This is a genomic window from Streptomyces sp. NPDC101151 (assembly GCF_044768335.1).
In the GTDB taxonomy this organism is placed as follows: Bacteria; Actinomycetota; Actinomycetes; order Streptomycetales; family Streptomycetaceae; genus Streptomyces.
Genome location: NZ_JBIWPP010000008.1, coordinates 168230 through 189974 on the forward strand (window position 1 = coordinate 168230; position 21745 = coordinate 189974).

19 protein-coding genes, 2 tRNA genes and 3 pseudogenes are annotated in these 21745 nt (G+C 70.8%); 7 read left to right on the plus strand and 17 right to left on the minus strand.

Annotated features, from left to right (window positions below; genetic code table 11):
• Positions 1–103 precede the first annotated feature (103 nt).
• Genes ACIRU3_RS17805 through pgsA form a run of 3 tightly spaced genes read right to left on the minus strand, consistent with a single transcriptional unit; the run spans position 104 to position 2837 of the window.
• Positions 104–1264 (minus strand): glycosyltransferase family 4 protein, encoded by a 1161-nt coding sequence (locus ACIRU3_RS17805; protein ID WP_404057171.1) that lies wholly within the window; start codon positions 1262–1264, stop codon positions 104–106.
• Positions 1261–2169 (minus strand): phosphatidylinositol mannoside acyltransferase, encoded by a 909-nt coding sequence (locus tag ACIRU3_RS17810; protein WP_404057172.1) that lies wholly within the window; start codon positions 2167–2169, stop codon positions 1261–1263. The genes ACIRU3_RS17805 and ACIRU3_RS17810 overlap by 4 nt, the downstream gene beginning before the upstream one ends.
• Positions 2166–2837: a phosphatidylinositol phosphate synthase gene (pgsA, locus tag ACIRU3_RS17815; RefSeq protein WP_404057420.1), complete on the minus strand. Its 672-nt coding sequence runs from the start codon at positions 2835–2837 to the stop codon at positions 2166–2168. The genes ACIRU3_RS17810 and pgsA overlap by 4 nt, the downstream gene beginning before the upstream one ends.
• A gap of 283 nt (positions 2838–3120) precedes the next feature.
• On the opposite strand from pgsA, the gene ACIRU3_RS17820 reads away from it, so the two are divergent.
• Entirely contained in the window at positions 3121–5316 is a 2196-nt protein-coding gene (locus ACIRU3_RS17820) for an elongation factor G-like protein EF-G2 (RefSeq protein WP_404057173.1), read from the plus strand.
• Positions 5317–5532: 216 nt separating this feature from the next.
• Positions 5533–7179 (plus strand): hypothetical protein, encoded by a 1647-nt coding sequence (locus tag ACIRU3_RS17825; RefSeq protein WP_404057174.1) that lies wholly within the window; start codon positions 5533–5535, stop codon positions 7177–7179.
• 28 nt (positions 7180–7207) lie between these two features.
• On the opposite strand, the gene ACIRU3_RS17830 is transcribed toward ACIRU3_RS17825, so the two are convergent.
• The gene (locus ACIRU3_RS17830; protein ID WP_094220700.1) at positions 7208–7765 is read right to left on the minus strand and encodes an HIT domain-containing protein; all 558 of its coding nucleotides are present in this window, start codon (positions 7763–7765) and stop codon (positions 7208–7210) included.
• 67 nt (positions 7766–7832) lie between these two features.
• Between ACIRU3_RS17830 and ACIRU3_RS17835 the strand changes: the two genes are divergently transcribed.
• Positions 7833–8492 (plus strand): potassium channel family protein, encoded by a 660-nt coding sequence (locus ACIRU3_RS17835; RefSeq protein WP_404057175.1) that lies wholly within the window; start codon positions 7833–7835, stop codon positions 8490–8492.
• Positions 8493–8521: 29 nt separating this feature from the next.
• Here the strand turns inward: ACIRU3_RS17835 and thrS are convergent, their stop codons facing one another.
• From thrS to ACIRU3_RS17850, 3 genes are all read right to left on the minus strand, one after another.
• Positions 8522–10498: a threonine--tRNA ligase gene (gene thrS / locus ACIRU3_RS17840; RefSeq protein ID WP_404057176.1), complete on the minus strand. Its 1977-nt coding sequence runs from the start codon at positions 10496–10498 to the stop codon at positions 8522–8524.
• Between the two features lie 98 nt (positions 10499–10596).
• Positions 10597–11829, minus strand: coding sequence for a hypothetical protein (locus ACIRU3_RS17845; protein WP_404057177.1), 1233 nt, complete (start codon positions 11827–11829; stop codon positions 10597–10599).
• Positions 11826–12392 carry a DUF4365 domain-containing protein gene (locus tag ACIRU3_RS17850; protein ID WP_067312505.1) on the minus strand — a complete coding sequence of 189 codons (567 nt, stop codon included), beginning with the start codon at positions 12390–12392 and terminating at the stop codon, positions 11826–11828. Before ACIRU3_RS17850 ends, ACIRU3_RS17845 begins: the two co-directional genes overlap by 4 nt.
• A 167-nt stretch (positions 12393–12559) precedes the next feature.
• Between ACIRU3_RS17850 and ACIRU3_RS17855 the strand changes: the two genes are divergently transcribed.
• Positions 12560–13285, plus strand: coding sequence for a 3'-5' exonuclease (locus tag ACIRU3_RS17855; protein ID WP_404057178.1), 726 nt, complete (start codon positions 12560–12562; stop codon positions 13283–13285).
• Between the two features lie 104 nt (positions 13286–13389).
• On the opposite strand, the gene ACIRU3_RS17860 is transcribed toward ACIRU3_RS17855, so the two are convergent.
• The 7 genes and pseudogenes from ACIRU3_RS17860 to ACIRU3_RS17890 form a co-directional block, all read right to left on the minus strand.
• Positions 13390–13461 (minus strand) — tRNA-Val (locus ACIRU3_RS17860).
• A gap of 39 nt (positions 13462–13500) precedes the next feature.
• On the minus strand, positions 13501–13947 hold the full coding sequence (locus ACIRU3_RS17865) for an SRPBCC family protein (RefSeq protein WP_404057179.1): 447 nt from the start codon (positions 13945–13947) through the stop codon (positions 13501–13503).
• Positions 13948–14061: 114 nt separating this feature from the next.
• A pseudogene (locus ACIRU3_RS17870) lies at positions 14062–14331 on the minus strand (Tat pathway signal sequence domain protein); the annotation flags it as partial.
• Positions 14310–15472, minus strand: a pseudogene (locus ACIRU3_RS17875) (ABC transporter substrate-binding protein); the annotation flags it as partial. The pseudogenes ACIRU3_RS17875 and ACIRU3_RS17870, both read right to left, overlap by 22 nt.
• Before the next feature lie 203 nt (positions 15473–15675).
• Positions 15676–16655 (minus strand): annotated as a pseudogene (locus tag ACIRU3_RS17880) (alpha/beta fold hydrolase).
• A 453-nt stretch (positions 16656–17108) separates the two neighbouring features.
• Positions 17109–17180 (minus strand) — tRNA-Val (locus tag ACIRU3_RS17885).
• 84 nt (positions 17181–17264) lie between these two features.
• On the minus strand, positions 17265–17726 hold the full coding sequence (locus tag ACIRU3_RS17890) for a TIGR02611 family protein (RefSeq protein ID WP_404057180.1): 462 nt from the start codon (positions 17724–17726) through the stop codon (positions 17265–17267).
• Positions 17727–17917: 191 nt separating this feature from the next.
• On the opposite strand from ACIRU3_RS17890, the gene ACIRU3_RS17895 reads away from it, so the two are divergent.
• Positions 17918–18331 (plus strand): SsgA family sporulation/cell division regulator, encoded by a 414-nt coding sequence (locus tag ACIRU3_RS17895; RefSeq protein ID WP_004002642.1) that lies wholly within the window; start codon positions 17918–17920, stop codon positions 18329–18331.
• 302 nt (positions 18332–18633) lie between these two features.
• On the plus strand, positions 18634–19194 hold the full coding sequence (locus tag ACIRU3_RS17900) for a CGNR zinc finger domain-containing protein (RefSeq protein ID WP_404057181.1): 561 nt from the start codon (positions 18634–18636) through the stop codon (positions 19192–19194).
• 191 nt (positions 19195–19385) lie between these two features.
• Here the strand turns inward: ACIRU3_RS17900 and ACIRU3_RS17905 are convergent, their stop codons facing one another.
• Positions 19386–19538, minus strand: a complete 153-nt coding sequence (locus ACIRU3_RS17905; RefSeq protein ID WP_404057182.1) for a hypothetical protein — start codon at positions 19536–19538, stop codon at positions 19386–19388.
• A 122-nt stretch (positions 19539–19660) separates the two neighbouring features.
• On the minus strand, positions 19661–20092 hold the full coding sequence (locus ACIRU3_RS17910; RefSeq protein ID WP_404057183.1) for a hypothetical protein: 432 nt from the start codon (positions 20090–20092) through the stop codon (positions 19661–19663).
• Between the two features lie 201 nt (positions 20093–20293).
• On the opposite strand from ACIRU3_RS17910, the gene ACIRU3_RS17915 reads away from it, so the two are divergent.
• Positions 20294–20815: a DsbA family protein gene (locus ACIRU3_RS17915; protein ID WP_404057184.1), complete on the plus strand. Its 522-nt coding sequence runs from the start codon at positions 20294–20296 to the stop codon at positions 20813–20815.
• 88 nt (positions 20816–20903) lie between these two features.
• On the opposite strand, the gene ACIRU3_RS17920 is transcribed toward ACIRU3_RS17915, so the two are convergent.
• A complete protein-coding gene (locus ACIRU3_RS17920) occupies positions 20904–21728 on the minus strand; it encodes a GNAT family N-acetyltransferase (protein ID WP_404057185.1) in 825 nt (274 codons plus the stop codon).
• Between the last annotated feature and the right edge of the window lie 17 nt (positions 21729–21745).

Here is a 21745-nt window from a genome sequence, read left to right on the forward strand (position 1 = left end):
CGCTCTTCGGGCCGGCCCCGAGCCGCCCGGGCCGACCTCGCGTTCCTGGGGTCGGCCAGGCACCGCCCGGGTCGGCCGCACCGCGAGGACAGGTCCCCCGGCCTCAGTCCCGTGCCAGTCCGAATCGGGCTCGTAGGCCCGTCCGCTCGTCCGTGGCCACCGCGTCCGTCCCGGCCGTGACCGTCTCGTACACCGACAGGATGTCCGCGCCGACCGTCGACCAGTCGAAGCGCCGCACATGGGCGCTGCCCCGCTGCCGCAGTTCGGCCCGCCGGGCCGGGTCGGCCAGCAGGCGTACGGCCGCGTCGGCCAGTGCGTCGGCGTTCTCGTTGGCGAAGACCTCGCCCGCCGCGCCCTGGTCGAGGACCTGGACGAAGGCGTCCAGGTCGGAGGCGAGGACGGGGGCGCCCGCCGACATGGCCTCGACGAGGATGATGCCGAAGCTCTCGCCGCCGGTGTTGGGCGCGATGTACAGGTCGACGCTGCGCAGGAAGCGCGCCTTGTCCTCGTCGCTGACCATGCCGAGGAACTCGACTCGGGAGCGCAGTTCCTTCGGCAGGTCCTCGACGGCGGCCTCCTCGTCGCCGCGTCCCGCGACCAGCAGCCGGGTCTGCGGGCGGGCGGCGAGGATCTTCGGCAGGGCCTGCATCAGGACCGGAAGGCCCTTGCGGGGCTCGTCGATACGGCCGATGAAGCCGAGCGTCTCGCCCTGCCACTCCGGCTTGGGGTCGGCCTTGGCGAAGAAGTCGACATCGACGCCGTTGGGGATGACCACCGCGTCGCCGCCCAGGTGCTCGACCAGGGTGCGCCGGGCGTACTCGCTGACCGCGATCCGTGCGCTGATCTTCTCCAGCGCGGCCTGCAGGATCGAGTACGCGGCGATCATCGCGCGCGAACGCGGATTGGAGGTGTGAAAGGTGGCCACGATGGGGCCCTGGGCCGCCCAGCAGGTCAGCAGGCCGAGCGACGGGGAGGTCGGCTCGTGGATGTGGACCACGTCGAAGGCGCCGTCGTGCAGCCAGCGCCGCACCCGCGCGGCGGACAGGAAACCGAAGTTCAGACGGGCCACCGAGCCGTTGTACGGCACCGGGACCGCGCGGCCTGCCGAGACGACGTACGGCGGCAGCGGGGTGTCGTCGTCGGCGGGAGCGAGGACGGAGACTTCGTGGCCGAGACGGATGAAGTACTCGGCGAGGTCGCGGATGTGGAACTGGACGCCCCCGGGCACGTCCCAGGAGTACGGGCAGACGATCCCGATTCTCACGCGGGTCCCTTCGCGGGGTCGAGGTCGGAGAGCCACAGACGCTGCAGCATGTGCCAGTCCTCCGGGTGGTCGGCGATCCCGGTGGCGAAGACGTCGGCCAGTGCCTGTGTCATGACGGACGTCTTCTCGGCCCGGGTGCCTGACTCCGGTACCTCGATCGGGGGATGCACCTGGCCCTTCATGACGGGCGAGTCGTCGTACCAGAGCGTGACGGGCATCAGCAGGGCGCCGGTCTGCTGGGCGAGCAGGGCCGGGCCCGCGGGCATCCGGGTCCGTGCGCCGAAGAACTCGACCTCGACGCCGGACGCGGACAGGTCGCGGTCGGCGACCAGGCAGACCAGGCCGCCGTCGCGCAGCCGCCGGGCCAGGGTGCCGAAGGCTGTGCCGCCGCTGTGCGGCAGGACTTCCATGCCGAGGCTCTCGCGGTAGGCGACGAAGCGGTCGTAGAGCGTCTCGGGCTTCAGACGCTCGGCGACCGTGGTGAACGGCGTCTCCAGCTCGGTGGTGACCCAAGCGCCGGCCAGGTCCCAGTTGGCCATGTGAGGCAGCGCGAGGATCAGGCCCCTCGGTGAGGCGATCCCGTCGGACAGGTAGTGCGCGTCCTTGCATTCAAAACCCGACTTCACGCGCTCGGCGCTCCAGGCGGGCAGCCGGAAGGACTCCATCCAGTAGCGCAGGTAGGAGCGCATACCGGCGCGGGAGAGCTCGGCGAGCCGCTCGGGGGTGGCGTCGGGCACCACGCGCGCGTAGTTCGACTCCAGCCTGAGGACTCCCTTGCCGCGCTGCTTCCAGGCGAGGTCGGCGACGCTCCGGCCGAGCCGGACCGCGGCGGGTTCGGGGAGCTTCTTGACGGTGCTCCAGCCGAGGCCGTACAGCGCGTCGGTGAGCCGGTCGGCGGTGCTCACTTCGCCGCCTCGCTCCCCTGCGACGCGTTCTGCTGCGCCGCCTCCGCCTCCGCCGACTCGCGGCGGACGGTGACGACCCGCTGGATCAGCGTGACGAGGCTGCCCACGGCGACGATCCACAGGGCGATCGGCAGCAGCCACTGGATGCCGGGCACGCCGAACTTGTGGAAGCCCGCGAGACCGGCCGCCACCAGCGAGATCACCAGCCGCTCGGCGCGTTCGACGAGCCCGTTGACGGCGACGGGAAGCCCGATCGACTCGCCGCGCGCCTTCGTGTACGACACCACCTGGCCACTGGCCAGGCAGAAGATCGAGACCGCGCACAGGACGTTGTCGTTGCCGTTGCCCGCGTACCACAGGGCGAAGCCGCCGAAGATCGCGCCGTCGGCGACCCGGTCCAGGGTCGAGTCGAGGAAGGCGCCCCAGCGGCTGGAGCGGCCCAGCTGACGGGCCATGTTGCCGTCGACCAGGTCGGAGAAGACGAACAGGGTGATCACGATCGTGCCCCAGAAGAACTCGCCCCGGGGGTAGAAGACCAGCGCGCCCGCGACCACGCCGGCCGTGCCGATGAGCGTGACCGTGTCGGGGCTCACCCCTCGCCGGATGAGAAACGCGGCGAACGGTGTGAGGACACGCGTGAAAAATGCACGCGCGTACTTGTTCAGCATGGCCTTCCCGACGGTCGGTGTCGCCGCGGCCCTGGTGGTCGCCGGCTGGCCCATCGTAGCCACGCGCGCGTGCACGTGACGGGCGGGCACCCGCAGCCGTGCCGCGATCCGGTGCACACCCGCTCGCGCGGGGCGCGCGTGGCGCGATCGGCGTCCGTCGTATGGACGCCGCATGACGGGAGTGGAAAGCTCGAAGGACCGCGGGCGTCGCAGGAGCCGCCAGTGCACGCGGTGCCGCGTGTCCGCGCCCACAGTGACCTCACCGTGCACGGGAGGCAGGATCATGGGCGACAAGGCACATACCCACCCCGGAGCCGCCGGCAGGGCAGTAGCGGCCGACCACCCCGCGTCCGTACGGAATGTGGTGCTGGTCGGCCACTCCGGTTCGGGCAAGACGACTTTGGTGGAGGCTCTCGCGCTGTCCGCGGGGGCGGTGAACCGGGCGGGCCGGGTGGAGGACGGCGGCACCGTCTCCGACTACGACGACATCGAGCACCGGCAGCAACGCTCGGTACAGCTCTCGCTGGTCCCGGTCGAATGGGACGGCATCAAGATCAATGTTCTCGACACCCCCGGGTACGCCGACTTCGTCGGGGAACTGAGGGCCGGTCTGCGAGCGGCGGACGCGGCCCTCTTCGTCGTCTCGGCCGCGGACGGGGTGGACGGCTCGACCCGCATGGTGTGGGAGGAGTGCCAGGCCGTCGGCATGCCACGGGCGATCGTGATCACGCACCTGGAGGCCGCCCGCGCGGACTTCGAGGAGATGACCCGGGTGTGCGCGGAGGCGTTCGGCGCCGACGACCCCGACGCCGTGCTGCCGCTGTACCTGCCGCTGCGCGGCCCCGAGGGACCCGACGGGCACGCGCCCGTGACCGGGCTGATCGGGCTGCTGTCGCAGAAGCTGTTCGACTACGCGTCCGGTGAGCGCAAGGAGTCGGAGCCCGGCGAGGACCAGCTGCCGGACATCGAGCGGGCCCGCAACCGGCTCATCGAGGGCATCATCGCCGAGAGCGAGGACGAGACCCTCATGGACCGCTACCTCGGCGGCGAGCAGGTCGATGTGAAGACACTGATCGAGGACCTGGAGCGGGCCGTCGCCCGCGGCACCTTCTTCCCCGTCCTGGCGGCCGCCCCCGCCGCCGACGGCGCGCGGCAGGGCCTCGGCACGGTCGAGCTGCTGGAACTGGTCACCGGCGGGTTCCCCACCCCGTTCGAACACCCCATGCCCGGGGTCACCACGATCGACGGCAAGCCGCGCGAGCTGAAGGCCTGCGACACGGACGGTCCGCTGGTCGCCGAGGTCGTCAAGACGGCCTCCGACCCCTACGTCGGCCGTATCTCGCTCGTCCGGGTCTTCTCCGGCACCCTGCGCCCCGACGAGACGGTGCACGTGTCCGGGCACGGCCTGGCCGACCGCGGGCACGAGGACCACGACGTCGACGAACGGATCGGCGCGCTGTCCATGGCGTTCGGCAAACAGCAGCGCCCGGTGACGCACGCCGTCGCGGGCGACCTGGTGTGCGTGGCCAAGCTGGGCCGCGCCGAGACCGGGGACACGCTGTCGGCCAAGGACGACCCGCTGCTGATGGAGCCCTGGCAGATGCCGGACCCGCTGCTGCCGCTCGCCATCCAGGCGCACAGCAAGGCCGACGAGGACAAGCTCTCCCAGGGCCTGTCCCGACTGGTCGCCGAGGACCCGACGATGCGTCTGGAGCAGAACCAGGACACGCACCAGGTGGTTCTGTGGTGCCTGGGCGAGGCCCACGCGGACGTCGCGCTGGAGCGGCTGCGCAACCGGTACGGCGTCCAGGTCGACGTCGTCCCGCACAAGGTCTCCCTCCGGGAGACGTTCGCGAGCAAGGCCGCCGGGCGCGGCCGGCACGTGAAGCAGTCCGGCGGGCACGGACAGTACGCGATCTGCGAGATCGAGGTGGAGCCGCTGCCGGGCGGCTCGGGCATCGAGTTCGTGGACAAGGTGGTGGGCGGTGCCGTACCGCGCCAGTTCATCCCGTCCGTGGAGAAGGGCGTGCGGGCGCAGGCCGCCAAGGGAGTGGCGGCCGGTTATCCGCTCGTGGACGTGCGGATCACGCTGCTGGACGGCAAGGCCCACTCGGTGGACTCGTCCGACGCCGCCTTCCAGACGGCGGGTGCGCTGGCCCTGCGCGAGGCCTCGGCCGATACGCGGATCCATCTGCTGGAGCCGGTGGCCGAGGTGACCGTGCTGGTGGCCGACGACTACGTGGGCGCGGTGATGAGCGACCTGTCGAGCCGGCGCGGCCGGGTGCTCGGCACCGAACAGGTGGGCGCCGGACGGACCCTGGTCCGGGCGGAGGTGCCGGAGTTCGAGATCGGCCGCTATGCGATCGACCTGCGCTCCCTGTCGCACGGCACGGCCCGCTTCAACCGTGCGTACGCGCGGCACGAGCCGATGCCGCCGCAGATCGCCGAGCGGATCCGCGAACAGGCGGGCGAATCCTAGTAGTTCACCACCGGTGGACTCCGTGCGCCGGCGGGCGGCTTCGGCCGTCCGCCGACGCGGTGTCAGTTGCTGCGGATACGCTGATCACCTGATCACGGCGTGCCGAACTCGTGCGGTCATGACTGCGGAGTCGGCACGGCGGCCTGTGCAACAGGTGTGCGGGGCAGGGAAGTCGGGAAGGCCGCAGAAGCGACACCGGCGGCGATGGGGGCGGGAATGTCGGTTGGAACGGAGTGGGACGGACCGCAGGTGCCCGTCTCCGGTGACGAGGGCCAGGCGGCGACCTTCGCGCTGGCCTCGGCCGCCTACCGGGACAACGGGGTCGAGGACGTCAAGAAGACCGACAACGAGTGGCATCAGTCCACCGTCAAGCCGGGCCGGATCGCCCTGCTCAAGCCGAATCTCGGCGAGGCGTTCTCCCGGGCGGTCGCCGACCGCATGCTCGCTCCGGGCCGCAGTCCCCTCATCCAGTCCTTCGGCGCCGAGCCCCAGGTCGTGGTGGAGCACTGCCTGGCGGCCAACCGCATCCGCCGGGAGCGCGACAACCGGCTGTCCACCGTCATGGTGCTGTGCGGCGTGATCTTCCTGCCGGGGCTCATCGGCTGGCTGCTGGTCTTCCAGCTCCGCACGTTCATCGCCAGGCGCGACGACAAGCGGGCCGGGGCGCTGGCCACCGCTCTGCTCACCGGGGTCGGGGTGCTCGCCGCGCTGTTCCTGCTGAAGATGCCGTTCACCGGCTTCTGGGCGTGGTACGCGCGTGCGGCTGTCGTGGCTCCGGTGCTGGGCTGGCTGTGGGCCAAGCAGATCTGCGAGCGCACCGCGAAGGATCTGCGGGCGCGCTGGAGCGGGCTGCTCTCGGGCAGCAGCATCGGAGCCAAGGTCCCGGAGGCCGTGCCGAGCAGCCCCGGCCAGACCCAGGCCGAGCAGCTGCGCCAGTCGCTGGCCCGGCTCAGCGCCGAGCAGCGGTCCAACTCGGTCTTCTACGCCGGCCCCAAGGGCATACTCGGCATGGGCACCCGCTGGGGTGCCTGGCAGCTCGCCGAGGACCTGGTGCCCGCCGACCCCACCCGGGAGATCCACCCCTTCCGCAGCTGGGACGTGATACGCGCGATCCACGACCAGTTGCGCATGCTGGAGCGCGGTCCGCTGAACACCGGCGGCTTCCCCCGGCCCTCGATACGGCACTGGATCGTCACTCCGATCGGGGAGAACGCGAAGGCGGTGTCCCGGCCGGAGGGCACGGATGTCGAGGCGTTCCAGGTCAAGCAGCACGCCATACAGGACATCTGCAACAAGCAGCAGTTCGGCAGCGGCGACCGGCACTACCTGGGCGTGCAGTGGACGTTGTGGGACGGCCAGCTGGTGATCACCATGCTGATCACGGTGACCGTGCTGCACGAGACGCTGCGCATCGAGGTCACCGGGCACGCCCTGGGCCCGGTGAACCCGCTGTTCACCGCGAAGCCGGAGGCCCCGACCAAGCAGGTCACCAAGTCCTTCAAGCCCTGGGAGACCCGGACGGTCAAGCTTCCGCTGGTCCCCACCGACGAGGTGGTACGGCTCGCCGCGCGCGCGCCGCTGACCTGGTATCCGCCGCTGCTCAACTGGCTCGGCGGCTCCCTCGTCCTGCCCGAGCCCTTCGGGCTGCGGCACGCCTGGGCGGACCAGCCGTGGCGGCACCGCTTCATGGCCGACGACGCGCTGCGCGCGGCCACGCCGGTCCTGCGCGTGGTGCACTCGGCCGCCATAAGGGTCCTGCGGGAGAACGGCGTGGACACCGAGAAGTTCGGCAACCGCTCGTCCATCCTCAGCGGACTGGTGCAGGACCCGACGCCCAGGAAGGCGGACTCGTACGACGCGTAGGGGTGCCCCCGGCCGAGGGCCCGGGCACCTACGCCGGCCAGGCTTCCGCGAGCATCTTGCGGGTGTCCGCCAGGAGCTGCGGGAGCACCTTCGTGTGGCCGACCACCGGCATGAAGTTCGTGTCGCCGCCCCAGCGCGGGACGATGTGCTGGTGCAGGTGGGCGGCGATGCCGGCGCCGGCCACCGTGCCCTGGTTCATGCCGATGTTGAAGCCGTGCGCGCCGGAGGCGGTGCGCAGGGCGGTCATCGCCTGCTTGGTCAGCTCGGCCAGCTCGGCGGTCTCCGGCCCGGTGAGGTCCGTGTAGTCGGCCACGTGCCGGTACGGCACGGTCATGAGGTGGCCGCCGTTGTACGGGTAGAGGTTGAGTACGGCGTAGACATGCTCACCGCGGCGGACGATCAGGCCGTCCTCGTCGGACTTGGCCGGGATGGAGCAGAAGGGGCAGCCGTCGCCGGCCCCCGGACCGGTCGGCTTGTTCTCGCCCTGGATGTAGGCCATCCGGTGGGGCGTCCACAGGCGCTGGAACGCGTCCTGCGTCCCCACTCCGATCTGCTGTTCCGGCTCACTCGTCATGCAAGGCAGCATATGGCTTCGCCCGTTCGCGGCGTGTCGCCGGGGCGATGGGAGGGCGGTCCCCGGCCAAGCTTGGCCGGTGGACGACGACAGCCCCCTGGCCCGCTGGGAGCAGCGCACCGAGATCCCCCTCTTCGCCGCGTCGCTGGTCTTCACGGCCGCGTACGCAACCCGCGTCCTGGCTGTCGGCCTGCCGCCCTTCGGGCGCGACCTGTGTGCATTCGTGCTGCTGGCCCTGTGGGCGCTGTTCGTCGTGGACTACCTGGTGCGCTGGCGGCTCAGCGGACAGCGGTGGTGGCACTTCGTCCTCAGCCATGCGCTGAACACGCTCGTGGTGGTCCTGCCCCTGTTCCGTCCACTGCGGATGGTGCCGTTGTACGAGGTGATCCAGCGCAAGCGCGGGGAGCCCCGGCTCGCGCTGCACGCACGCGTGATCTCCTACGCCGGACTGTCCACCGTGCTGCTCGGCTTCTCCGGTGCCCTCGCGGTCTACCAGCAGGAACGCGGGGCGCCCGGCGCGACCATGCAGACGTTCGGGGATGCCGTGTGGTGGGCATGCTCGACCCTCAGCACGGTCGGCTACGGCGACATCGTCCCGGTGACCACGCTCGGCCGGGTGATCGCGACCGGGATGATGGCAGCCGGGCTGGCCCTGCTCGGCGCGGTGACGGGTTCGTTCTCGTCCTGGCTGCTGCAGACCTTCACGCGCGAGGGCGACGAAAGGCCCCCGGGAAGCTGAACCTCCCGAGGGCCCTTCGGGCACGTGGATCAGACCTGGGCCCGGTCCTCCACGACCTGTGCGATCTTGGCGATGGCCGCGTCGAACGGGATGCCGTTCTCCTGCGAGCCGTCGCGGTAGCGGAAGGACACCGAACCGTTCGACATGTCCTCGTCGCCCGCGATGACCATGAACGGCACCTTCTGCTTCTGGGCGTTGCGGATCTTCTTCTGCATACGGTCCGAGGAGGAGTCGACCTCGACGCGCAGGCCCTTCTTCTTGGCCGCCGCGGCGAACTTCTCCAGGTACTCGACGTGTGCGTCACCGATCGGGATGCCGATCGCCTGGACGGGGGCGAGCCACGCCGGGAAGGCGCCCGCGTAGTGCTCCAGGAGCACAGCGAAGAAGCGCTCGATGGAGCCGAACAGCGCGCGGTGGATCATGACCGGACGCTGCTTGGCGCCGTCGGGGCCCGTGTACTCCAGGTCGAAGCGCTCCGGCAGGTTGAAGTCGAGCTGGATCGTCGACATCTGCCAGGTGCGGCCGATCGCGTCCTTGGTCTGGACGGAGATCTTCGGGCCGTAGAAGGCGGCGCCGCCCGGGTCGGGAACCAGGGGCAGACCCTGCTTCTCGGCGACCTGGCGGAGGGTCTCCGTGGCCTCCTCCCACACCTCGTCCGAGCCGACGGACTTCTCCGGGTCCTTGGTGGACAGCTCCAGATAGAAGTCGGTCAGACCGTAGTCGCGCAGCAGGCCGAGGACGAAGGTGAGCGTCTTGTCCAGTTCCTCGGACATCTGCTCACGGGTGCAGTAGATGTGCGCGTCGTCCTGGGTGAATCCGCGGGCGCGGGTCAGGCCGTGCACGACGCCCGACTTCTCGTACCGGTACACGGTGCCGAACTCGAAGAGGCGCAGTGGCAGTTCACGGTAGGAGCGGCCGCGCGCGTCGAAGATCAGGTTGTGCATCGGGCAGTTCATGGGCTTGAGGTAGTAGTCCACGCCCTCGTCGAGCTGCATGGGCGGGTACATGCCCTCGGCGTACCAGTCCAGGTGGCCCGAGGTCTCGAAGAGCTTCCCCTTGGTCGCGTGCGGGGTGTAGACGAACTCGTAGCCCTCTTCCTCGTGCCGGCGCCGCGAGTAGTCCTCCATCACGCGGCGGACGATGCCGCCCTTGGGGTGGAAGACGGCGAGGCCGGACCCGATCTGCTCCGGGATGGAGAACAGGTCCAGCTCGTTGCCCAGCTTGCGGTGGTCGCGCTTCTCTGCCTCGGCGAGGAAGTCGAGGTACGCCTTCAGCTCGTCCTTGGACGGCCAGGCGGTGCCGTAGATGCGCTGGAGCATGGGGTTCTTCTCGCTGCCGCGCCAGTAGGCGGCCGCGTTGCGCATCAGTTTGAACGCCGGGATGAGGCGGGTGGAGGGCAGGTGGGGACCGCGGCAGAGGTCCTTCCAGCACAGCTCCCCGGTCTTGCCGTCCAGGTTGTCGTAGATCGTCAGCTCGCCGGCGCCGACCTCGACGTCCGCGCCGTCGTCGTGCGACGCCGAGCCCTTGAGACCGATCAGCTCCAGCTTGTACGGCTCGTTCGCCAGCTCCTCGCGGGCGGCCTCGTCGGTGACGACGCGGCGGGAGAAGCGCTGGCCGCGCTTCTGGATCTCCTGCATCTTCTTCTCGACGGCCTTGAGATCCTCGGGCGTGAACGGCTTCTCGACGTCGAAGTCGTAGTAGAAGCCGTCCTTGACGGGCGGGCCGATGCCCAGCTTGGCCTCGGGGAACAGCTCCTGCACGGCCTGCGCCATGACGTGCGCCGTGGAGTGGCGCAGGATGTTCAAACCGTCCTCGGAGGAGATCTCGACGCCCTCGACCTCGTCCTCGTCGGACAGCTCGTACGCGAGGTCCTTCAGCTCGCCGGCCACACGCGCGGCGATGATCGAGCGCTCGCCCGCGAAGAGGTCGGCGGCCGTAGTGCCCGTCGTCACCACGCGTTCTTCCCGCTCGGAATCGCGTTGGATGATCACACGGACGTCTGACACCGGTCTCTCCTGACTGAAGGTGGGTGCGGCGCCATACCAGGAGCGCGCGCACAACGGATCGTACCGACCCGACACCACCGACCGCTAAACGGTCACCCTCAGTCCTCGCCCCCGTACGCCTCTCCGCAGGCCTCCTCGAAGAAGTCGAGATTCTCCTGCAGCGACTTCATCAGCCGGTCCCGCTCGGCGTCGTCCACCTGCACGGGTACGACCCCGGAGGCGCCGGTCAGCCTGCGGAAGCCGCCCCGGCGCTCCAGGCGGCCGTGCACCCGCACCGGGAGTCCGACGAGGTGGGCGTGGCCGGCGATGCGGTAGTCCTCCTCGTCCAGGGTGACGCGGACGTGCGGGATCTCGGCGCCCGCGAGGACCCGCAGCCGTACGGTGCCCTCACCGCGCGGCCCGGAGCGGCGCAGGCGGACCACCACGCCGGTGATCCGGACCGGCACGGAGGGTTCCTCCCGCAGGTAGCGGGCGCCGGCCTCGAGGAGCACGGGCAGGTCGCCGGGTGAGAACTCGACGGGTTCGGCGGAGGCGGCGCAGCCCTCGGGCACACCGGATCCGGGGGCCCAGGCGATACCGATGCGGGCGCCCTCGGTGCCGCGGACGAGCGTGGTCAGCGCCTCGGTCAGCTCGCGGCTGACACCGGCTTCGACGGCGCCGTCGAAGGCGTCCATGCCACCGGTGGCCCGCTGGTAGTCGATGGCCTCGCGGGCCGCGTACAGGGCCTGGTGGAGGCGGACGGCGAGCGAGCGGCCGGTGGGCACGGGCACGAACGCGGTCAGTCGGCGCCCTTCGGCGGCCGGACCCACCAGGACGTCCTCCAGCAGGGTGGCGGCGGGCCGGCGGTGCCGGGCACCGTAGTAGCCGGCCCGCGCGCGCGTGGCGAGCGCGGCCGCGAGGAGCATCTGCCGGGCGGCGGAGCGCAGACGCTCGTCGACCGTCCAGGCGGATGCGCCCACCGGCCCGGTCGGGGTGTCCCGCCACCAGCGGATCTCGTCGCTGGGCACGGCGAGGGAGATCAGCACCTCGCGCGCGGCGGGGGTGTCGCTGCGGGCCAGGGCGTCGAGGGCCTCGCCGAGCAGGTCGTCGCTGTCGGGAAAGGCCCGGCTCTCGGGCACCAGCAGACTGGTCCCGCCGCCGCCCGGTCCGGGCGGCGTCCAGCGGCCGTAGCGTCCGGCAGCTCCCCCGCGCCGCTGCCAGCCGTGCCGGTGCAGCAGGGCGCCGAGCACGGCGGGGTCGACCTCGGCGGGGTCCGGCGGCCGGTTCCAGGCGAGGTCGTCGGGGTGCGGCCGGACCTGCCGTACCGGCTCGTCGTACGGTCGGATCCTCATGGCCTGCCTCCCGTCCCGACCCGCGTCATGATCTCGCACAGCGCCCGGTCGTCGAAGATGCGCGAGGTCGGTATCCGCACGGTGGTCCGGTGCCGGCCGGTGACCGGGTGGCCGGCGAGGTTGACCCAGTAGCAGCAGTGCCTGAGGTCGAGCCGGTCGTGGCTGGCGCGCAGCCAGTCGTCCTGGGAGCGCGGTACGAGCATGACGACCAGGATCTTGTGCACCGAGACGGGTGTGCGGGCGAGTTTGCGCAGATGGTCGTTGTCGAGCGTGAAGGAGAAGAAGCGGCCCGGCGGGTTGGGCGGGACCTGGTAGGTGCACTTCAGCTGCACCTTGATGGTGACCTCGTCGTCGACGGTGTGTCCGGGTGCGCTGTGGCTGACGTGCCAGTCGATGCCGTTGTCCGGGAAGGGCTGGGACAGCGAGCAGCCCGCCGCGGCGGCGACCGCGTGCAGATAGCCGACCTGCAACGTCTCCATGCATGCGGTGGTCGCGAGCGTTCCGCGAAGGGGGCCCGTGCGTTCGGGCAGCAGCCCGCCCCGCTCGGGCTGCGCTATCGCCATGACCAACAGCCTTCCAAGCCAAGAGTTTCCCCGCGTGGGCCGCTGAACTGCAAAGACCCGTACTCCTGTTGTGTCCTTCCGGCGTACGGCGCAAACGGCCCGGGTATCACCAAACGGGCAGAAGACGGAACGTCACCTGCCCTGGGTGAACAAGGAGTTGGGTTGAGATGACGTGCTGGTACGAGGGGGCGCTGGCCGCCTTCGACACGGAGACGACGGGCGTCGACGTGGAGACCGACCGGATCGTGTCGGCCGCCGTCGTCGTCCAGGACGCGCCGGGCACCCGGCCGCGGATCACGCGGTGGTTGGTGAACCCGGGGGTTGCGGTGCCGGAGGCGGCGACGGCGGTGCACGGACTGACGGACGAACACCTGCAGCACAACGGCCGCTGGCCGGCGCCGGTGATGTACGAGATAGCCGATCAGCTGGCCGAGCACGCGGCGATGGGGCGCCCGCTGGTGGTGATGAACGCGCCGTTCGACCTCACACTGCTGGACCGGGAGTTGCGCCGGCACCGCGCCTCCTCGCTGGACCGCTGGTTCGAGACGACGCCGCTGCAGGTGCTCGATCCGCGGGTCCTGGACAAACACCTGGACCGCTACCGCAAGGGCCGGCGCACGCTGACCGATCTGTGCGCGCACTACGGCGTGGTGCTGGAGGGCGCGCACGACGCGGCGGCGGACGCGCTGGCGGCGCTGGACGTCGTACGCGCGGTGGGCCGCCGTTTCGCGGCCCGTCTCGAGCGTCTGACCCCTGGGGAGCTGCACACGCTCCAGGCCACCTGGCACGCGGCGCAGGCGCGCGGTCTGCAGGCGTGGTTCGCGCGCAGCGGCTCGGAGGAGACGGTGAACACGGACTGGCCGCTGCGGCCGGAGCTGCCTGCGGCGGCGTGACCGCGCAGCCCGGCAAGGGAGTTCCCGCATCGCGTCGGCGGCGCCGAGCCGACCGTGACCGCAGCAGAAGAGCCGGTCCGCTGTGCGGACCGGCTCTTTCCCGGTGGGCGATACTGGGTTCGAACCAGTGACCTCTTCGGTGTGAACGAAGCGCTCTCCCACTGAGCTAATCGCCCGGGAACGCAGTGAACAATACAGGCCCTCGCGGTGTTACTTCAAACCGCTTCGAGGTACCCGGCCAGTCCGCGCCGCCCGGCCCGCATCATCAGCCGGTGGTTGGCGCGGAAGACGGGGCGTCCCGGCACCGCCAGCCTTCTGAGCAAGGGCTTGGTGACGTTCACGACCTGGTCGTAGCGGGCCAGCGTGCCCGGGCCGTCGGCCGTGACCGTCCAGCGGGCCCAGCCCTCGATGTCACCGGACATGGCGACCTCCAGGACACCGGCGGCCGGCTCGCGGCGAGTCTCGCGGGCGGTGAAGGTCATGGTGTAGGGCAGCACGGAGCGGATGGTGAGGACGCCGGTGCCGTCGGCAAGCCGCGTCACCGCCCTTACCTGCGGCCACCAGCGGGGATAGTCCTCGGGCCGTTCGAGCACCGCGTAGACGGCGGTCGGCGGTGCGGGCAGGGACCACAGGCTGCGGAAGCGGTACCGGGACCAGTCCATGGACAGAGTCTGCCCTGGTGGGCGCGTCGATCTGAGTACGCGTACTCATGTGGCCCGCCGTGATGCGGACCACACTCGGGTGACGAGCGCCGCCGCCCGTGCGACGGCGCTCCCCTATCGTCGCGGGACGGCCGTCCGGTCGCCGATCAGGGCCAGGTTCTCGATGGCCGCGAAGCCGTACAGAGCGGTGTCGTTGGTCGACACCCGGCTCGCCTCGCTGCCCTCGACCGGGCCGGCCGGTCCGGTCAGCTTCTCGGTCTTCCACGGCGCGGACTCGGTGTAGCCGTCGGAGCCGTAGAACTTGGCCCAGGTGCGCTCGGCCGGCGTCGCGTCACCGGTCTGTACGGCGGCGTAGGCATCCAGGCGGGAGTGGCCCTGGAAGAGCTGAGGACGCCGGACCTGGCGGTGTCCTCCTCGTACCGCGCGATCTCCTTGTTCACCGTGTCGGTGGGCTCGAACGCCTCGTACTGCTCGGTGCTCGCGAGGATGCCCCGGTCGTAGCCCCTGATCCTGCCGACCTCCGGGTCGTGGACCATGAAGTCGATGAACCGGGCGACTTCCTCGGGGTGCGCGGTGCGCGCGGAGGCACTGAGCATCAGCGAGGCGAGGTACTGGCCGGTGTTCTTGCCGTCCGTGGTGGGGATCGGGGCGAGGCCGTAGGTGCTGTCGCCCTCGGCCGTGCAGCGGACGGTGAAGTTGTCCCAGGTGAACTCCGAGGCGCCGTGCCGGGCGGAGAGGGAGGACTTCGGCATGTCCTGCTGGACGACCTTCGGGTCGGTGACGATACCGGTCCTGACGCGGTTGCAGCCGTTCGTCCACCACTCCGTCAGGTCGGCCTTGTCGAAACCGAGTCCGTCCTTCGTGAAGAAGGCCTTGCCGTTCTGGCGGAGACAGAGGTCCTGCAGGTACCTGATGGTGAAGTAGCCGGTGTCCCCGGCGACCTTCGTCCTGTCGTGAACGGTCTTCAGGGCCTGAAGTACTCGTCCCAGGTCCAGCCCTGCTGCGGCTCGACGGCCGCCTTCCGGAGGACCTTCTTGTCGATGACGAGCGCCATGGTGCTGGAACCGACGGGAATTCCGAGCTGCTTGCCGTCGACATCGCCGCCCTTCGTGACACCCGCACGGAAGTGATCCGGGCTCAGATTGCCTGCCTGCACCTGGGACTTGAGATCGAGAGGAATTCCTCGCTTGTCGTACTTCCGAAGAAATCCGACGGCGTTCTGGAAAACGTTCGGGGGATTTCCGCCGGCCGCCTGGGTCTGGAACTTCTCCCAGAAGGACGCGTATGTCTGGAAGTCGGTCTTGACCTTGATCTTCGGGTACTTCTTCTCGAAGAGCGCGATCGTCTGATCGATCTTCTTGGCCCGCTCCTCGGCACCCCACCAGGAGTAACGGATCGTCACCGTCCCGTTCCCGGAACCATCGTCACCGCCGCACCCGGTCGTCGCGGCGAGCCCGAGCGCGGCCGCCGAGGCCCCGGCCGCCTTCAGGGTCGTACGCCTCTCAAGATTCCTGCTGGTTCCCACGGTCGGGCCCTCCCCGCAGCGCCGTGGCCGCCGTCATGGATCGTTTCGAGCAAGCGCTTGCTGGCACAAGCTACGGAGGGGGCACGGGGGCGTCGATGATTCGGACAGGATCTTCTTCGTGACGGGGCCTCCGGCGGCGGCCGCCCGGGAGGGGTACGACGGCGGGTGCGCGGGGTGACCGCGCAGGTGCGAGGGGGTCTGCGTCAGGCGGGCAGGGAAGCGAGCCACTCGATCAGGAGTCGGTGGGTCTCGGCGGGGCACTCCTGCTGGACGAAGTGTCCGCAGCCGTCGAGGACATGCACGCCGGCGAGGCCCGGCAGGGTGGCCGGAAACGCCTCGACCGCCTCGGCGAGCCAGGTGAGCGAGGCGTCGAGCCCGCCACCGATGAACAGTGACGGCTGGGTGAGCGGGGCGCCCTCGAAGGGGGCCAGGTCCTCCCGGTCCCGGTCCATGTTCCGGTAGCGGTTCAGCGCCCCGGTCAGGCCGGTCCGCTCGAACTCGCCCGCGAGGACGTCCAGGCCGCCCTCGCTCAGCCAGTCCGGCAGCCGGCCGACGGGGAACCGGTCACGCAGCGTCCCGCCCCGGCTGACGAAGTGCGGGTCCGGGGCACCGGGCGCGGGCATGGTGCCCCGGACAGAGCCGCGTAGAAGTTCGCGAGCCGGCCGCGCACATAGGGCTCGATCTCCGCCTCGGCACGGCCCGGCTGCTGGAAGCAGGAGACGTAGAACCCCTGCTCCCCGCCCATCCGCGCGAAGACCTCACTGGGTTTCGGGCCTGCGGGCGGGGTGTACGGCACACCCGGCAGCCCCACGGCACGGAACACATCGGACCTGGTCAGCGTGGACGCGGCGGCGATGGAGGCACCCCAGTCGTGCCCGACGACCACCGCGGACCGCTCGCCCAGCGCCTCCACCACGGCGACGTTGTCCGCCGCCAGGTCGAGCATCCCGTACGCGTCCGCGGCCGCGGGCCTGGAGGAGCGGCCGTAGCCGCGGACGTCGACGGCCGCCACGCGATGTCCGGCGGCGGCCAGCGCCGGCAGCTGGTGGCGCCAGGCGTACCAGGACTCGGGGAATCCGTGCACGAGCAGGACCAGCGGCCCGCTGCCCTGCTCCACGAGGTGGACCAGGCCGGCCGGTGAGGGCACCAGGCGGTGGGCACGAGCGACGGGGGTCTGCGGCATGGATCCTCCTGGGAAGGGGCACGGGGGCGCGCTCCAGTGGAAGAGGGTGCGGGGTCGGTGCGGCTCGGCGCGGGCGTCGGTGCGGGCTCGGCGTGGAGGAGATCGAGGGGGGCGTGATCCTGCGGGTGGGGACGTGATCCTGCGGGTGGGGGCGCGATGCTGCGGGTGGGGGCATCCCCCAGGGGGCGGCCGGCGGAGGCGCGTGCAGTGCGTGCCAAGCGTCGCGGGACAGGCGGGAACGGTCGGTCGGGCCTGCGTCACGGCCCGCGACAACGATCATCCGGCGAACGTCGCGGCCGCGGCGATGCCGTTTGCCGATTCGGCAACACATGAGCGGACCCGCGTCGGCCCCGGCGGCTTCGGCCGGCCGGGCGAACCGGGAGCGCGCACCGGCCGGCGGGCACACACGACGACGGCCCACCTGCTGCTCGCAGATGGGCCGTCGGTTCCGGGTGGGCGATACTGGGTTCGAACCAGTGACCTCTTCGGTGTGAACGAAGCGCTCTCCCACTGAGCTAATCGCCCGGGCGCAGGAAGAACATTACCCCATGTCAGGGGGTGCCTCCGACCGGGGGCCGGGCCGCAGCGCGGCCGGCCCCAGGCGCCGGATCACTGGTCCTTGATCTTCCAGGGCATCACGACGCCGAACTTCCACAGGTAGATCCCGGCCAGCGCCCCCACGATCACCAGGCCGATCACCGTCAGCGTGATGTTCCGGCGCCGCACCCTGGGATCGAGGGCCTTCTGGGCCGCCTCGGTGACCTTGCGTTTCGTCCAGCGCAGCACGAGCTGGGCCCAGACGAACTCGGTCGCCCAGATCGCCATGCCACCGAAGATCACCACCCAGCCCGGGCCGGGCAGCGGAAGCATGATGATGCCCGCCACGACGACCGCGAGGCCGACCACGAAGACCCCGACCTGCCAGCTCACGTGGAGGGCCCGGCGGGCCTTGATGAATTCCGGCGCCCGGGAACCGAGTCCCGGCTCGGACCTCTCCTCGCCCACGCTCGCCCCGTCCGCCTTGTCCGCCGTCACGGCGATCCCGCCCGGCTCGTCACTCCCCGTATTCATACGTCCAAACCCTACCCGAGTGAATCAAGTCACTGGAATGGTCGTAGGTCCCGTACGAGTTCTCGGCCGGAAGAGTTACGTAAACACACGCAAAACCCTCAGAGGGGTTTACAACGGCACCGTAGGTGGCATGTCGATTTCGCCGACGTGCGAATCCCCGAGCGCACACTGAGCGAAAGGCCCTGGCGCTTATGAACACCACGGTCAGCTGCGAGCTGCACCTGCGCCTCGTTGTGTCGAGCGAGTCCTCCCTGCCTGTCCCCGCAGGCCTGCGGTACGACACGGCCGACCCCTACGCCGTGCACGCCACCTTCCACACCGGAGCCGAGGAGACCGTCGAGTGGGTGTTCGCCCGCGACCTCCTCGCCGAGGGGCTGCACCGGCCCACCGGCACCGGCGACGTCCGCGTCTGGCCATCGCGCAGTCATGGTCAAGGCGTCGTCTGCATCGCCCTCAGCTCCCCGGAGGGAGAGGCTCTGCTCGAAGCCCCGGCGAGGGCCCTGGAGTCCTTCCTGAAGCGAACCGACGCCGCCGTGCCGCCCGGCACGGAACACCGGCACTTCGATCTGGATCAGGAGCTGTCGCACATCCTGGCGGAGAGCTAGGTCGCGCCCCCACGAAGCCGCCCGGCGCCGTCCACTCGGGGAGACGGCTCGGGCCAAGACAACCGCATACGGCACAGACGGCGCCGTCACCGTGAGCGTTCACGGGGCGGCGCCGGCCTGTGCTCCGGCCGTTTCCGGGCATAGGGTCGAGGCACAGGCCGGTCCCGGGAACCGTCGGGGGCGCGGGGGCGTTCTACCGGCAGTCGCCGGTGGGGCGGATCCCGGTGCGGTGGGCGCGGATGTCGCTACCATCGGCCAGCATCGGCGGGCACCCGCCCGACCCCCAGGCCAGGGAGCGAAACGTGCTGATCACCCACGACACCCGGTGCGCGCTCGACACCGTGGTGGATCTGGTGAACACCGCGCCGGAGGACGACACGACGGCGGACGGACTGCCGGATGTCGCGACTCTGGCCGATTTCGTACGAAGCCACGAAATCAGCGATGTCGGAGTGCTCTCGGAGTTCGACCTCTCGGCGGTGCGCAAGGTCCGGGGCCGGTTCGCGGGGATCTTCGCCGCGCCGGACGGCCGGTCCGCCGCCGGGATGATCAACGAGCTGATCGCCGCGGCCGGTACGACTCCGCGCCTCACGGACCACGACGGCTACGACTGGCATGTGCACTACTTCGCACCCGGCGCCTCCGTGGCCGACCACCTCGCCGCGGACTGCGGGATGGCGCTCGCCTTCTTCGTGGTGGCCGGGGAGCAGGAGCGGCTGCGGCGCTGCGAGGCGCCGGACTGCCGCCGCGCCTTCGTGGATCTCTCCCGCAACCGCTCGCGCCGCTACTGCGACAGCCGCACCTGCGGAAACCGGCTGCATGTGGCCGCCTACCGGGCTCGGCGCAAGGAAGCGGCGGGCTGATGTCCCGGGCGCTGCGGGAGTGCGGGGGTGTCTTCGTGATCAGGTCGGCAGGAAGTGATCACGCCTTGCGGCTGACCCGAGCAGGGTCGTCCGTTGCGTGCGGCCGCAAATCCGACGAGCGCGTCGACGCGACGGGGATCCCCCGGGCGACGCCGGTCCCGGCGGGTGACGCCGGGACGGACGCGTACGGCTCACAGCAACAGCAGATCGTGCAGCGCAGCCATGAGGAGCAGACACCCGATCACCGCAAGGAAGATCATCAGCGGTGGCTGGGAAAGGGCGAAGAGGCACCCGCGCGGCTTGTCCTTCGGCGGCGCGGCCTCGCTCTGTGACGTGTCCAGCATCTCGCGGGTGATGATGGCCCAGGGGGCACCCCCTTGGCGATCAACACACCCGTCGAGTCCGGTACTTCACCGATTTCCGTACTGGCCCGTTCGGCTTGCTTCCGGTTGTGAACGGTTTCAGGTCATATGCCGTGCTTCTTCAGGATGGCCTCGATGTCGCTGAAGTCCTCGCCCGAGCCGTTGGCGCGCGGGGCGTTCGCGGGCCGGGTCGCCGGGCCCAGGGAGGGAGCCGAAGCCGCCGGAGCCACCGGGTCGCGTCCGGCGGCCCGCGCCGCCTTGCGCTCCGCACGGGTGCCCCCGCGTCTGCGCTCCACGGCCCGTGTCGTCGCGAACAGTGCCCAGGCCGCTCCCAGCACGGCGAAGCCGGCCCAGGCGGTCGGGCTGAACGCCGTGTCGGCCAGCCAGCCGACGACGCCCGTCATCACCAGGCCGACAGGGACGAGCGCATAGGCCGCGATGCGGGCGGCGGCCAGGAATCGCTTGCGGTAGGCGGTGACCGCGGCGATGCCCAGGCCCGCCACGGAGACGGCGGAACACACGGTCTCGGCAATCATCCGGTCCTCCTGGCGGGCTCGGCAGGGCAGGCGGGGCGCGGGACGCGCTTCGTCCCTTCCATCCTGCACCGCCCGGACCTCGCCATGCCATGCTCCGGCCCGACATCAGGGAGATCTCCGGGTCGTCTCCTCCCGAGGTGCCGATGGACCCCGTACCGTCCCGATTCGGCCACCGGGGTCTCGCCTGGAAGACTGGTGCGCATGAGCGACTCCTCCCCCGCGCGCACCGAACCCCTCGTCCTCGACGTCTGGTGCGAACTCCAGTGCCCCGACTGCCGCAGCGCGCTGGACGACGTCCGCGCCCTGCGCGCCCGCTACGGCGACCGGCTGGAGTTGCGGCTGCGGCACTTCCCGCTGGAGAAGCACAAGCACGCCTTCGCCGCCGCCCAGGCCGCCGAGGAGGCGCTGGACCAGGGCAAGGGCTGGCCGTACGTGGAGGCGGTGCTTGAGCGGGTCGAGGAGCTGGACCGTAAGGGGGAACCCTTCCTGGTGGAGGTAGCCGGTGAACTCGGGCTGGACGCCGAGGAGTTCGACACGGCGCTCATCGACGGCCGGCACATCCTGATCGTCGACGCCGACCAGGCCGAGGGCAAGGCGATCGGTGTGACCGGCACGCCGACCTATGTCATCGACGGCGAGCGCCTCGACGGCGGCAAGAGCCAGGAGGGGCTGCGCGGGCGCATCGAGGAGATCGCGGACCGGCTGCTGGCCGGCGGGGCCTGACCCGGGCAACGGCCTCATCAGCGCGGGTGAGAGCGGTCAGATGTGGGTGCCGGGCCCCGCGACTCCGGCATGATCCGCCGGACGGGCCCTACAGCAGCGGCTTGGTGACGGAACTGCTCGTCGTCTCGTAGCCGAGTGACGCGTACAGGCGCTCGGCCGGGGTGTTGCCCCCGAACACGTTGAGGCCGAGGACGGTCCGGCCGGCGCCGATCGCCTGGCGCTCCGCCAGCAGCAGGAGCGTACGGCCGTGCCCCCGTCCCCGGTGTTCCGCGCCGGTCTCGACGTCGAACACGTACGCCTTGTCCTCCTGCAGGGCCACCCACAGGGTGCCCACCCGCGTCCCCTCGTGTTCCAGGAGGCTGAAGATCATGCCCTCGGTCTCCTGGCCCCGCGGCAGCAGCGTCTCGTGATCCTGGCGGGACTTGGCGTGGGCCAGTTCCTCGGGGACCCCGCGCTCGATCCAGTTGCGGGCGTACTCCCGCTCCTCGTACGCGTACCAGGCCTCGAACTCGTCCGGTGTCATGGCCCGCGCACGGCTGCCCCGGGGCAGCTCGGGCGGACCTGCGCCGAGGCGCTTCTCCATGCCACGGCTGCGCACGGTGTAGCCGAGGGCGTCGGCCAGCCGCAGTGCGGCCTGCGCCCCGGCAGGAACCACCGCCTCGATCTGGCGGCAGCCCCAGCCGCGCGCCACCTCCTCCGCGGCGAGCGCGGCCACCGTGGCCCGGCCGCGCCGCCGGTCGGGCTCGGCTATCCGCAGGTCGAGGATGCGGGCCACCGAGGCGCCGAGGGCCGGCGAGGTACCGAGGCGGATCTCGCCGACGGGACGACTGTTCACGCACACCTGAAAGCGGCGTGAACGGGTCCCGTCCGGATGCTGCTGGAGCGGCTCAACCGGCCGCAGGGTCGTCGTCATCACGGGTGTTCTACCCG